11 protein-coding genes are annotated in these 12,055 nt (G+C 66.9%); 7 read left to right on the top strand and 4 right to left on the bottom strand.

Going from position 1 to position 12,055, the window contains the following annotated elements; genetic code table 11:
- Positions 1–149 precede the first annotated feature (149 nt).
- Positions 150–1,382: an NADH:flavin oxidoreductase/NADH oxidase family protein gene (locus CTR55_RS02490; RefSeq protein WP_296283953.1), complete on the bottom strand. Its 1,233-nt coding sequence runs from the start codon at positions 1,380–1,382 to the stop codon at positions 150–152.
- 92 nt (positions 1,383–1,474) lie between these two features.
- Between CTR55_RS02490 and CTR55_RS02485 the strand changes: the two genes are divergently transcribed.
- Positions 1,475–1,894, top strand: a complete 420-nt coding sequence (locus CTR55_RS02485) for a MerR family transcriptional regulator (RefSeq protein ID WP_296283952.1) — start codon at positions 1,475–1,477, stop codon at positions 1,892–1,894.
- A gap of 282 nt (positions 1,895–2,176) precedes the next feature.
- Here the strand turns inward: CTR55_RS02485 and glcC are convergent, their stop codons facing one another.
- Entirely contained in the window at positions 2,177–2,947 is a 771-nt protein-coding gene (gene glcC / locus CTR55_RS02480) for a transcriptional regulator GlcC (protein WP_296283951.1), read from the bottom strand.
- A gap of 244 nt (positions 2,948–3,191) precedes the next feature.
- Between glcC and glcD the strand changes: the two genes are divergently transcribed.
- The 5 genes from glcD (at position 3,192) to CTR55_RS02455 (ending at position 9,315) form a co-directional block, all read left to right on the top strand.
- A complete protein-coding gene (gene glcD / locus CTR55_RS02475; RefSeq protein WP_296283950.1) occupies positions 3,192–4,691 on the top strand; it encodes a glycolate oxidase subunit GlcD in 1,500 nt (499 codons plus the stop codon).
- Positions 4,691–5,731: a glycolate oxidase subunit GlcE gene (gene glcE, locus CTR55_RS02470; RefSeq protein ID WP_296283949.1), complete on the top strand. Its 1,041-nt coding sequence runs from the start codon at positions 4,691–4,693 to the stop codon at positions 5,729–5,731. Before glcD ends, glcE begins: the two co-directional genes overlap by 1 nt.
- Positions 5,731–7,005: a glycolate oxidase subunit GlcF gene (gene glcF / locus CTR55_RS02465; RefSeq protein ID WP_296283948.1), complete on the top strand. Its 1,275-nt coding sequence runs from the start codon at positions 5,731–5,733 to the stop codon at positions 7,003–7,005. Before glcE ends, glcF begins: the two co-directional genes overlap by 1 nt.
- Positions 6,984–7,382, top strand: coding sequence for a heme-binding protein (locus CTR55_RS02460; protein ID WP_296283947.1), 399 nt, complete (start codon positions 6,984–6,986; stop codon positions 7,380–7,382). The genes glcF and CTR55_RS02460 overlap by 22 nt, the downstream gene beginning before the upstream one ends.
- 238 nt (positions 7,383–7,620) lie before the next feature.
- On the top strand, positions 7,621–9,315 hold the full coding sequence (locus CTR55_RS02455; RefSeq protein ID WP_296283946.1) for a lactate permease LctP family transporter: 1,695 nt from the start codon (positions 7,621–7,623) through the stop codon (positions 9,313–9,315).
- A gap of 389 nt (positions 9,316–9,704) precedes the next feature.
- On the opposite strand, the gene arfB is transcribed toward CTR55_RS02455, so the two are convergent.
- The gene (gene arfB, locus CTR55_RS02450; protein WP_296283945.1) at positions 9,705–10,118 is read right to left on the bottom strand and encodes an alternative ribosome rescue aminoacyl-tRNA hydrolase ArfB; all 414 of its coding nucleotides are present in this window, start codon (positions 10,116–10,118) and stop codon (positions 9,705–9,707) included.
- A 384-nt stretch (positions 10,119–10,502) separates the two neighbouring features.
- On the opposite strand from arfB, the gene CTR55_RS02445 reads away from it, so the two are divergent.
- Complete coding sequence (locus CTR55_RS02445; RefSeq protein ID WP_296283967.1) at positions 10,503–11,297, top strand: nucleoside-binding protein; 795 nt, start codon at positions 10,503–10,505, stop codon at positions 11,295–11,297.
- A 260-nt stretch (positions 11,298–11,557) separates the two neighbouring features.
- Here the strand turns inward: CTR55_RS02445 and CTR55_RS02440 are convergent, their stop codons facing one another.
- Complete coding sequence (locus tag CTR55_RS02440; protein ID WP_296283944.1) at positions 11,558–11,935, bottom strand: MliC family protein; 378 nt, start codon at positions 11,933–11,935, stop codon at positions 11,558–11,560.
- Positions 11,936–12,055: the final 120 nt, after the last annotated feature.

Here is a 12,055-nt window from a genome sequence, read left to right as displayed (position 1 = left end):
GTGATCCTAAATGCGTTACCTATGTCTCCCGACACCTGTTACCCATGTGTCCCGGCAGAACACCTAGGCGATACCCATGCTGCCAATGCGACAGGAATCGATGGGTATCGCTTCGCTCCACGCCATCCTACGCAGAGTATTGAAGCGGATCAGCCCGCCTGCCGCGCCGCCCAGCGGCGGTACTGCTTGGCCCGGCGCAGCGTGCGCCACTGCTCCATCACCAGCGTGCGCAACGGCGAAGCCTGCGGGTTAGGCGCGCGGTGGGCGCCGATGCGATGCAGTTGCAGCTTGACCAGCGCCATGTAGGCCAGCGCCGCCAGCGGCTTGGAGCGCCAGCGGATCGCCGGCAGCTCCGGCTGGGTCTGGCTGCCGCGCTGCCAGTGCAGCACCAGCTGCGGCTCCAGCGCCAGGGCGGTGCCGATGCCGACCATCTCCAGCCCGCTGTCCAGCACCTGCTCCGCCACCGGCAGGCGACGGATGCCGCCGGTGACCATCAGCGGCATGCGCGCCGCTGCGCGCATCTCGCGGGCGAACTCGAGGAAGTAGGCCTCCCGCGCCAGGGTACGACCATCGCGGGCATCGCCCTGCATGGCCGGCGCCTCGTAGCTGCCGCCGGACAGCTCGACCAGGTCGACTCGTTCGGCATTCAGCCACTCGATCACCTGACGCGCGTCGCTAGCGTCGAAGCCGCCGCGCTGGAAGTCGGCGGAGTTGATTTTCACCCCCACGCAGAACCCCGGCGACACCTCGGCGCGCACCGCGCGGACGACTTCCAGCAACAGCCGCGCGCGGTTTTCCAGCGAGCCGCCCCAGCGGTCCTGCCGTTTGTTGGCCAGTGGCGAGAGAAACTGGCTGAGCAGGTAGCCATGGGCCGCATGGATCTGCACGCCGGTGAAGCCGGCCCGCTCGGAAAGCTTCGCGGCACGGACGAAACGCTGGATCACCTCGGCGATATCGCCTTCGCTCATCTCGCGGGCGACGGCGAACAGCTTGGAGAACTTGCCCATCTCCAACGGCACTGCCGACGGTGCGATAGCGCCCTGGCCAAGGTTGGTCTGCACCTGGCGGCCGGGATGGTTCAGTTGCAGCCAGAACTGCGCGCCGCGCGAGCGACCGATGCGCGCCCATTCGCGGAAGCGCTCCAGATGCCGGTCGTTCTCCAGCACCACGCCGCCGGGGCCGGTCATGGCGCGGCCGTCGATCATCACGTTGCCGCTGAGGATCAGGCCGACACCACCGTCCGCCCAGGCCTGGTACAGGCGCAGCAGGGAGGCCGAAGGCGCCTGGTCGGCGTCGGCCATGTTTTCCTCCATGGCGGCCTTGGCGATACGGTTGGGAACTTCGCCGCCGTTGGGCAGGCGCAGGGGCTGGAAGGGCGACATGGCAAGGCTCCGTGGTTGTGCGGTTGGGTTGTGGCAGCGGCGAGGTTAAGTTTAAAGTTCACTTCAAGGTCAAGCCCCTTTCGGAGCCCAGCATGAAAATCGGTGAACTGGCCAGCCTCAGCGGCCTCGCCCCCTCGCGCATCCGCTTCTACGAAGCCAGTGGGCTGATCGCCCCGGCGCGCCGCCTGGCCAACGGCTACCGCGCCTACCCGCCGGAAACCCTCAACCTGCTGGAGATCATCCGCAGCGCTCAGCAGACCGGCTTCAGCCTGGAGGAAATCCGCAACCTGCTGCCGCATGCCAACCCGCTGAAGAACGGCCATGGCGAACTGCTCGCCGGCCTGCGCCGCAAGGTCGCCGAAATCGAAGCGATGGAGCGGCAGCTACAGGAAAACCGCGAGCGCTTGCTGGCGGTGATCGACAACATCGAGAACAAGCCCGAAGGCATGGGTTGCGAGGCCAACGCCGAGCGGATGGTGGCCGAAATGCGTGAGCGCAAGGCCCGCCACTGATGCAAAACCTGTAGGAGCGAGCTTGCTCGCGAACCGAATCCTTTGCGGGGTCCGTTCGCGAGCAAGCTCGCTCCTACGAAAAGCCACGTAGGGCGCATAACCTGGGACAGGTTATCCGCCAGCCCTTGAGCGGCGGATAACGCTGGCGCGTTATTCGCCCTACCGTTGCGCCACAAAGGAACACCGGAGCTTTCGGCCTGTGCAGGAGCGGACTCCGTCCGCGATGTTCGACCCACGCTCGGCGCTGCCGGAAACCGATCGCGGACGAAGTCCGCTCCTACGTTACTTCCAACCTTCGAGCCGCAAGGTCGCCCGTACCAACCGCTGTTCCTCCTGCTCGATCTCCCGCAGGTTGTCCCGCACGCTGTGGATATGTTCGCGGGCGGCGCGCTGGGCCTGTTCCGGCTGGCGTTCGCTGATGGCGCGGTGCAGCCGCGCGTGCTGGCGGTCGATCTGGCGCTTCTGCGGCGGGCGGTTGTAGAGGTTGTTCACCGAGGCGAACACGGTGCTGAGCATCAGCTCGTTGAGCGACTGCAGCGTGTGCACCAGCACCGGGTTGTGCGAGGCCTCGCTGATCGCCTGATGGAAGGCATGGTCGCGCCGCGCATGCTCGCGCGGGTCCAGCGGCTGCGGTTCGTCGTAAGCGGCGTGCATCTCCTCGAAACGCCGGCCGATCAGCACCAGGTCGGCCTCGGTCGCGCGCAGCGCGGCCAGGCGCGCGGACTCGCCTTCCAGCAACGCGCGGACCTCCAGCAGGTCGTAGAGCGTGCGTGGTTGCGAACTGAACAGATGCAACAGCGGCGATACGTCCTTCGCGCCAGTCAGGTCCGCAACGAATGAACCGCGCCCCTGCTCGGTGTCGACGATGCCGCGCCCGCGCAGTGCACGCAGCCCTTCCCGCAGTGCCGAGCGCGAGCAGCCGAGCTTCTCCACCAGGCGCCGTTCCGAGGGCAACGCCTGGCCGACCTTCAGTACCCCATCGACGATCAGCCGCTCGATCTTCTCGGCCACCTGGTCGGCGACGCTCGGCTTGCCCTGTGCATAAGTCGTCATCGGTGCTCCCCGCAACGGCTGCTCTTGAAAACTGGTAGGACCAGTCAGTCCGCGCCTGCCTGGCTGCGCAGAACCCTAGCTGTCAGGACGGCGACTTTCCAGTGACCGCCCGTACAAGAACTGGTAGGACCAGTGTTGAAGGTGATGGACGCGCGCCGAGCATCGGTCGCATTTTCAGCGTGCCGTGGCTCCACGCCCCGCTTGCCGGGCGCGAACAACAACAAGATCAGAGCACCGCCAGCCTATGACCATCCTCTACGACGAGCGCGTCGACGGCGCGCTGCCTGCCGTCGACAAATCCGCCCTGCTGGCCGAGCTGCGCGCGGCCCTGCCCGACCTCGAACTGCTGCACCGCGCCGAAGACCTCAAGCCCTACGAGTGCGACGGCCTCTCCGCCTACCGCACGGTGCCGATGCTGGTGGCACTGCCCGAGCGCATCGAGCAGGTGCAGGCGCTGCTCAGGCTCTGCCACGCGCGCAAGGTGCCGGTGGTGGCGCGCGGCGCGGGCACCGGGCTCTCCGGCGGCGCGCTGCCGCTGGAGAAAGGCATCCTGCTGGTGATGGCGCGCTTCAACAGGATTCTCGAAGTGAACCCGCAGGGGCGCTTCGCCCGCGTGCAGCCCGGCGTACGCAACCTGGCGATCTCCCAGGCCGCCGCGCCGCACGGCCTGTACTACGCGCCTGACCCGTCCTCGCAGATCGCCTGCTCCATCGGCGGCAATGTTGCCGAGAACGCTGGCGGTGTGCATTGCCTGAAGTACGGCCTGACCGTGCACAACCTGCTCAAGGTGGACATCCTCACCGTCGAGGGCGAGCACCTGACGCTGGGCAGCGACGCCCTGGACTGCCCCGGCCTCGACCTGCTCGCCCTGTTCACCGGCTCCGAGGGCATGCTCGGCATCGTCACCGAAGTCACCGTCAAGCTGCTGCCCCGGCCGCAGGTGGCGCGGGTGCTGCTGGCCAGTTTCGATTCGGTGGAAAAGGCCGGCCGCGCGGTGGCCGAGATCATCGCCGCCGGCATCATCCCCGGCGGGCTGGAGATGATGGACAACCTGTCGATCCGCGCCGCCGAAGACTTCATCCACGCCGGCTACCCGGTGGACGCGGCGGCCATCCTGCTGTGCGAACTCGACGGCGTGGAAGCCGACGTGCAGGACGACTGCGAACGCGTCGACGGCGTGCTGCGCGCGGCCGGCGCCACCGACGTGCGCCTGGCCTGCGACGAGGCCGAGCGCGTGCGCTTCTGGGCCGGACGCAAGAACGCCTTCCCGGCGGTGGGGCGCATCTCCCCGGACTACTACTGCATGGACGGGACCATTCCGCGCCGCGAGCTGCCGCGCGTGCTGCACGGCATCGCCGAGCTGTCGCAAGAGTTCAGCCTGCGCGTGGCCAACGTGTTCCATGCCGGCGACGGCAACATGCACCCGCTGATCCTCTTCGACGCCAACGTGCCCGGCGAGCTGGAACGCGCCGAGGCCATCGGCGGCAGGATCCTCGAACTCTGCGTGGCGGTGGGCGGCAGCATCACCGGCGAGCACGGCGTGGGGCGCGAGAAGATCAACCAGATGTGCGCGCAGTTCAACAGCGACGAGCTGACCCTGTTCCACGCAGTGAAGGCGGCCTTCGACCCGGACCGCCTGCTCAACCCCGGCAAGAACATCCCGACCCTGCACCGCTGCGCCGAGTTCGGCGCGATGCACGTGCACCACGGCCAACTGCCCTTCCCCGACCTGGAGCGCTTCTGATGCGGGACGCCAGCGCCGAACTGCTCGACCAGGTGAACCACGCGCTGCAGGAGCGCACGCCGCTGCGCATTCGCGGCGGAGACAGCAAGGCCTTCCTCGGCCGCCCGGTGGAGGGCGTGGAACTCGACACACGCGCCCACAGCGGCATCGTCAGCTACGACCCGACCGAGCTGGTGCTCACCGCCCGCGCCGGTACGCCGCTGGTGGAAATCGAGGCAGCGCTGGAAGCCGCCGGGCAGATGCTGCCATGCGAACCGCCGGGTTTCAGCGCAGCGACCTTCGGCGGAATGGTCGCCGCTGGGCTCTCCGGCCCGCGCCGGCCCTGGGCGGGCTCGGTGCGCGACTACGTACTCGGCACGCGGCTGATCACCGGCCACGGCAAGCTGCTGCGCTTCGGCGGCGAGGTGATGAAGAACGTCGCCGGCTACGACCTGTCACGCCTGCTGGCAGGCAGCTTCGGTTGCCTGGGGGTGATCACCGAAGTCTCGATGAAGGTGCTGCCCAAGCCGCGGATGTGCGCCAGCCTGCGCCTGGAGATGGGCGTGCATCAGGCGCTGGGAGAACTGGCCGAATGGGGCACCCAGCCCCTCCCGATCAGCGCCGCCTGCTACGACGGCCAGGCGCTGCATCTGCGCCTGGAAGGTGGTGAGGGCTCGGTGTGTTCCGCGCGCCTGCGCCTGGGTGGCGAGGAGATCGACAGCGGCTACTGGCAGGACCTGCGCGAGCAACGCCTGGGCTTCTTCGCCGGCCCCGGCACGCTCTGGCGCCTGTCGTTGCCCAACGCCACGCCAGCGCTCTCACTGCCCGGCGAACAGCTGATCGACTGGGGCGGCGCGCAGCGCTGGCTGAAGTCCGAGGCAGACGCCCAATTGATCCGCCACAGCGTCGCCGAAGTCGGCGGCCATGCCCTGCGCTACACGCCGGGCGACGACGGCTTCCATCCGCTGCCCGCCGCGCTGCTGCGCTACCACCGCAGCCTCAAGCAGCAACTCGACCCGCAAGGCCTCTTCAACCCCGGCCGGATGTACAGGGAGCTCTGATGCAAACCAACCTGAGCGAACAGGCCAGACACCTGCCGCGCGCCGAGGAAGCCGAGCGCATCCTGCGCTCCTGCGTGCACTGCGGCTTCTGCACCGCCACCTGCCCGACCTACCAGTTGCTGGGCGATGAGCTGGACGGCCCGCGCGGGCGCATCTACCTGATCAAGCAGGTGCTCGAAGGCGCCGAGCCCAGCGCCAGCACCCGCGAGCACCTGGACCGTTGCCTGAGCTGTCGCAACTGCGAAACCACCTGCCCTTCCGGCGTGGATTACCACAACCTGCTGGATATCGGCCGCGCGGTGGTCGAGGAACAGGTGCCGCGCACCTTCGGCGAGCGCGCGATCCGCCGGGGCCTGCGCGCCGTGGTGCCGAATGCCGCGCTGTTCGGCGCGCTGGCCAAGGCCGGGCGCACCTTCTACCCGCTGCTGCCAGAAGGTCTGCAAAGCAAACTGCCGCGCCACCCGCATCCGCCCGTGGAGCGACCGAAACCACGCCACACGCGGCGCATGCTGATCCTCGAAGGCTGCGTGCAACCGGCGCTTTCGCCCAACACCAATGCCGCTGCCGCGCGGGTGCTGGATCGTCTCGGCATCAGCGTGATCCCGGCGGCGGATGCCGGCTGTTGCGGCGCCGTGGACTATCACCTGAACGCCCAAGGGCAGGGGCTGGATCGGGCGCGCAGGAACATCGACGCCTGGTGGCCGTCGATCCAGGCGGGCGCCGAAGCCATCGTGCAGACGGCCAGTGGCTGCGGCGCCTTCGTTCGCGACTACGGCCATCTGCTGGAGCGCGATGCCCAGTATGCGGCCAAGGCCCGGCGGGTCAGCGAACTGTCCCGCGACCTGTCCGAGGTTTTGCGCGATGAACCGCTGGAAGCGTTGCACTTGCACGGCGACCGTCGCCTGGCCTTCCACTGCCCCTGCACGCTGCAGCACGCGCTGAAGCTCGGCGGAGCGGTGGAAGGCGTGCTCACGCGCCTGGGCTTCAGCCTCACCGCCGTGCCGGACAGCCACCTTTGCTGCGGCTCGGCCGGGACCTATTCGCTGACTCAGCCGGAGCTGTCCCGGCGCCTGCGCGACAACCGTCTGAAGGCGCTGGAGAGCGGCGCCCCGGAAGTCATAGTCACCGCCAACATCGGCTGCCAGACGCACCTGGGCGGCGCAGGCCGTACGCCGGTCAGGCACTGGATCGAACTGGTGGAAGAGGCGCTCGCCGATGCGCCATTGGAATCCCTTCAAGGCGAGGTGCAAGCATGCTCAGCAAAGCCGTTCTGACCCAGCAGGAAGTCGGCCGCATCCTCGCCGCCGCGCGCGCCGAGGCGCAGCGCAACCACTGGGCGGTGTCCATCGTGGTGGTCGATGACGGCGGCCATCCGCTGGCCCTGGAGCGCCTCGACGGCTGTGCCCCGGCCAGCGCCTACATCGCCACTGAAAAGGCCCGCAGCGCGGCACTGGGCCGACGCGAAACCAAGGGCTACGAGGAGATGGTCAACGGCGGCCGCACCGCCTTCGTCACCGCGCCGCTGATCACCTCGCTCGAAGGCGGCGTGCCAGTCCTGCTCGATGGTCAGGTGATCGGCGCGGTGGGCGTATCCGGCGTGAAGGCCGGCGAGGATGCGCAGGTCGCCAGCGCCGGAGTGGCAGCGCTTTGAAAGCCCTCACACAATCCTGGCGAGCGGTGGCCACAAGCCAGGGCAGGGTCGCCGCCGGCCTCAAGCGAGCCGGTGGCGACACCCCGAAAAGCTTGCCCGAATCAGCTTTCAAAAGCCCCGCTACGCGCCGCGTTGCGGGGCTTTTTCAATACCTGCCGGCGCGTGCGCCGCCCAGGCGTACGCGACCTGAAATAGTTATCCACCGCTGACGCTTTGACAACAACAAGGGACAATCCCCATGCAAACCTGGCAGCAGCTCTATACCCCGCTTGGCAGCCTCGGCCTGTCGGCCCTGGCAGCCCTCGTGCCGATCATCTTCTTCTTCCTCGCCCTGGCGGTGTTCCGCCTCAAGGGCCACGTCGCCGGCGCCATCACCCTGGTGCTGTCGCTGCTGATCGCGGTGACCGTCTACCAGATGCCGGTGGACAAGGCGCTGGCCTCGGCGGTCTACGGCTTCTTCTACGGGCTTTGGCCGATCGCCTGGATCATCGTGGCGGCGGTGTTCCTCTACAAGCTGACGGTCAAAAGCGGGCAGTTCGAGATCATCCGCAGCTCGGTGCTGTCGATCACCGTTGACCAGCGCCTGCAGGTGGTGCTGATCGGCTTCTCCTTCGGCGCCTTCCTCGAAGGCGCGGCGGGTTTCGGCGCACCGGTGGCGATCACCGCGGCGCTGCTGGTCGGCCTGGGCTTCAACCCGCTGTACGCGGCCGGGCTGTGCCTGATCGCCAACACCGCGCCGGTAGCCTTTGGCGCGCTGGGCATCCCGATCATCGTCGCCGGGCAGGTGTCGGGGGTGGATGCGTTCAAGATCGGCGCCATGGCCGGGCGGCAGTTGCCGATCCTGTCGGTGATCGTGCCCTTCTGGCTGGTGGCGATGATGGATGGCTGGCGTGGCATCCGCGAGACCTGGCCGGCGCTGCTGGTCGCCGGCGGCACCTTCGCGGTCAGCCAGTTCTTCACCTCCAACTTCATCGGCCCGGAGCTGCCGGACATCACCTCGGCGCTGTTGAGCATGGTCTGCCTGACCCTGTTCCTGCGCGTGTGGCAACCGGCGAACGTGCGTGAAACCGAGTTCTCCAGCCTCAACGCCGACGGCAGCGCCACGCTGGGCAGCTTCGGTGGTGGCGGTGGCGGGCAGCGCCAGGAATCGCAGTACAGCTTCGGACAGATCTTCAAGGCGTGGTCGCCGTTCCTGATCCTCACCGTGCTGGTGACCATCTGGACCATGAAGCCGTTCAAGGCAATGTTCCTGCCCGGCGGCGCGCTGGAGAACTGGGTGGCGGTGATCGCCGTGCCCTACCTCGACCAGTTGGTGCTGAAAGTCGCGCCCATCGTCGCCAACCCGACGCCGATGCCGGCGGTCTACAAGTTCGACCTGGTGTCGGCCAGCGGCACGGCGATCTTCCTCGCCGCGCTGATCTCCATGGCCATCCTGCGCATCGGCGTGAAGAGCGGCGCGACGACCTTCCGCGACACGCTGCTGGAACTCAAGTGGCCGGTGCTGACCATCGGCATGGTGCTGGCCTTCGCCTTCGTCACCAACTACTCCGGGATGTCCACGACCCTGGCGCTGGTGCTGGCGGGGACGGGTGCGGCGTTCCCGTTCTTCTCGCCCTTCCTCGGCTGGCTGGGGGTATTCCTGACCGGTTCGGACACTTCGTCCAACGCCCTGTTCGGTTCACTGCAGGCGACCACCGCGCACCAGCTGGGGGTCAGCGACACGCTGCTGGTGGCGGCCAACACCACCGGCGGGGTGACCGGCAAGATGATCTCGCCACAGTCCATCGCCGTGGCCTGCGCGGCTACCGGGATGGTCGGCCGCGAGTCGGACCTGTTCCGTTTCACGGTCAAGCACAGCCTGATCTTCGCCGCGTTCATCGGCTTGATCACGCTGGCGCAGGCCTATGTGTTCACGGGGATGCTGGTGCACTGACGTCATTCATGCCTGGCGCCGAGGCTCCCTGTAGGAGCGAGCTTGCTCGCGAACCGGTTCCGCTGCGGGGTCTATTCGCGAGCAAGCTCGCTCCTACAAAGAGCCAGAGCCCCTCTCCCTAACCCTCTCCCGCAAGCGGGAGAGGGGACTGGTTCGGCAAATGGGAAAGCCCAGAGAGGCCAGTGTGCAGGGCGCATAACGCGCCAGCGTTATCCGCCGTGCGGAGAGAGGCGGCGAATAACCTGTGCCAGGTTATGCGCCCTACAGGACTGGCGGTGGAGTTGACCCTGTAGGAGCGAGCTTGCTCGCGAACCGAATCCGTTGCGGGGTCCGTTCGCGAGCAAGCTCGCTCCTACGAAAAGCAAGCGCTCTTGTCCCCTTACAACCGATCAGAAATCCACCTTCCCCCGCCCCGCCTTGATGCTCCCGCGCTTGCTCTTGCCCTCCAGCCTGCGCGTCTTCGAACCCAGCGTCGGCTTGGTCGGGTGGCGCTTCTTCTCCACCTTCGTGGCACTGCGGATCAGCTCCGCCAGGCGGCTCAGCGCGTCCTCGCGGTTCTGTTCCTGGGTGCGGTACTGCTGCGCCTTGATCACCACCACGCCCTCGCCGGTGATGCGCTGGTCGCTCAGGGCAAGCAGGCGTTCCTTGTAGAACTCCGGCAAGGATGAGGCGCGCACGTCGAAGCGCAGGTGCACGGCGCTGGACACCTTGTTGACGTTCTGCCCGCCGGCGCCCTGGGCACGAATCGCGCTCAGCTCGATCTCGGCATCGGGGATCTGCACGGTGTTGGAAATCTGCAGCATGGGGAGGATTCAGGGAGGAAATGAACGTCAGGATACCGCGCCCCGAGATGCCTGTCCCGAAACCATCTAGCCCGCCCCGGAGCGCTCGTTCCTGACTTTTGCGTCAATTTTTGTATACGAACTTGTGTACAAGTTTTTCTTGCAATGTCTGCAATTCACCATTAGAACCCAGCCTGTCACCGACCGCAGTTCGCCCTGCGGGACGCCGGCCCCGAAGCCCCCCTAAACCACGAAAAACAACAAAAACAAGAACAGAGGTGCAGCATGGTTTCATCCGCGATGACGGCCCTTGGCGCCGCCCGCCCCCAACCGCGTTCCAGCCGCCGCCTGAGCAACGGTCGCCGGTTCGCCCTCGGTACCGCCCTGATCCTCGCCCCGCTGGGCATGGCGCAGGCCGAGGAGGACCGCTTCTTCGAGTGGACCAGCAATACCCTGGGGTTCCGCTACGGCAAGGGCTTCACCAACCCGAACAACCCCCACGACATCAGCAAGCGCATCTTCAGCTTCAGCCACGCCGACGGTTACCGCTACGGCAGCAACTTCTTCCATCTCGATGTGCTGCAGTCCGACAGCGATGACCCGCGCAAGGGCACCGACCACGGCAGCAGCGAGGTCTACGGGGTGTTCCGCAGCCAGTTGTACGCCTCGCGGGTGTTCGATCTGCCGCAGGGCAAAGGTCTGGTGAAGGACCACGCGTTCACCTTCGGTTTCGACGCCAGCCGTAACAACAACCTCGGCTCGGCGAAGAAGCGCGCGCTGGTGTTCGGCCCCACCGTCAAGTTCAACGGCCCCGGTGTGCTGGACCTGTCGCTGTTCTACTACCGCGAGAAGAACCACTCGGGCATTCCCAACGCGAAACACCCGGACCACACCTTCGACGCCACCTACATGGTCAACCTGACCTGGCTGCGGCCGTTCCAGCTGGGCGACCACGGGGCGAAGTTCCAGGGCTTCCTGAACTACACCGGGGAAAAGGGTGAGGACTACAACGACAACGACACCGCGCCGGAGACGCTGATCCGCACCTCGCTGATGTTCGCCACCCTGCCGGGCACCAAGCGCCAGCCGAACCTGTGGCTGGGCGTGGGCTACGAGTACTGGCACAACAAGTTCGGCGTGGATGGCGGCCGTGGCACCCGCACCTCGACGCCGACGGTGAACGTCGAGTTCACCTTCTAGCGCCGGATTTGGCGGTGGTTCGCGAGCAAGCTCGCTCCTACAAGAGCCGGCCTGCACCAGGTCGGCTTTTCGTAGGAGCGAGCTTGCTCGCGAACCCGCCCGGTCGTAGGGCGCATAACCTGGAACAGGTTATCCGCCGTTGCCCGCGCGGCGGATAACGCTGGCGCGTTATTCGCCCTGCAAAAGCTCACCGGCCCAGTGGCCCCGAAATGAAAAAGCCCGGCAGATGCCGGGCTCTTTCATTCGTGCCGCGAGAAGAATCAGTTCTCCTTGCAGGCCACGCCGTCGGCGGGCTCGCCGCCTTTCCAGTCCTTGTACAGGGTGGCGTCCTCGCCCTTGGTCCACCACACATACTGACCCGCCGCATAGCGAGCGCCGGAGGCGGAGATGACGTTGGCGAAGACCAGACTGGAGGCGTCCGTCACCGGCACCACGGCCAGGCTGTTGTCGCCCTTGTTCAGGTACTGCACGCTGATCTTGCGGCCGTCCTCGCACTTGTACGAGACGCTGCGCGAATCCAGTTTGGCGTCGCCGGGCAGGACCAGTGCGTCGACCTGGGGCGCTTTCTTTTCTTCGCCGCCGCAGGCGACGAGGATGACCGGCACGGCAGCCGCGAGCAGCCAAAGTGCTTTTTTCATGAGTATCCCTCTGACGAAAAATGGCCCGGTCACTCTAGGAAAGGTCGGGCCGCGCGGTCAATCGCGGGCGGCCCGTCTCAAAGTCGGGCTGGCGCTTTTCAGCACTCGGCCCTCTTCCGG

This window comes from Pseudomonas sp. (genome assembly GCF_002796985.1).
Lineage (GTDB): Bacteria > Pseudomonadota > Gammaproteobacteria > Pseudomonadales > Pseudomonadaceae > Pseudomonas.
Note: the sequence above shows the minus strand (reverse complement) of the source record. Positions and strands in the feature narration are given on the sequence as shown.

Coding starts and splice junctions, on each gene's coding strand:
- CTR55_RS02490 (WP_296283953.1), bottom strand. CDS start 1,382: ATGTCGCCCTTCCAGCCCCTGCGCCTGCCCAACGGCGGCGAAGTTCCC.
- CTR55_RS02485 (WP_296283952.1), top strand. CDS start 1,475: ATGAAAATCGGTGAACTGGCCAGCCTCAGCGGCCTCGCCCCCTCGCGC.
- glcC (WP_296283951.1), bottom strand. CDS start 2,947: ATGACGACTTATGCACAGGGCAAGCCGAGCGTCGCCGACCAGGTGGCC.
- glcD (WP_296283950.1), top strand. CDS start 3,192: ATGACCATCCTCTACGACGAGCGCGTCGACGGCGCGCTGCCTGCCGTC.
- glcE (WP_296283949.1), top strand. CDS start 4,691: ATGCGGGACGCCAGCGCCGAACTGCTCGACCAGGTGAACCACGCGCTG.
- glcF (WP_296283948.1), top strand. CDS start 5,731: ATGCAAACCAACCTGAGCGAACAGGCCAGACACCTGCCGCGCGCCGAG.
- CTR55_RS02460 (WP_296283947.1), top strand. CDS start 6,984: ATGCTCAGCAAAGCCGTTCTGACCCAGCAGGAAGTCGGCCGCATCCTC.
- CTR55_RS02455 (WP_296283946.1), top strand. CDS start 7,621: ATGCAAACCTGGCAGCAGCTCTATACCCCGCTTGGCAGCCTCGGCCTG.
- arfB (WP_296283945.1), bottom strand. CDS start 10,118: ATGCTGCAGATTTCCAACACCGTGCAGATCCCCGATGCCGAGATCGAG.
- CTR55_RS02445 (WP_296283967.1), top strand. CDS start 10,503: ATGGCGCAGGCCGAGGAGGACCGCTTCTTCGAGTGGACCAGCAATACC.
- CTR55_RS02440 (WP_296283944.1), bottom strand. CDS start 11,935: ATGAAAAAAGCACTTTGGCTGCTCGCGGCTGCCGTGCCGGTCATCCTC.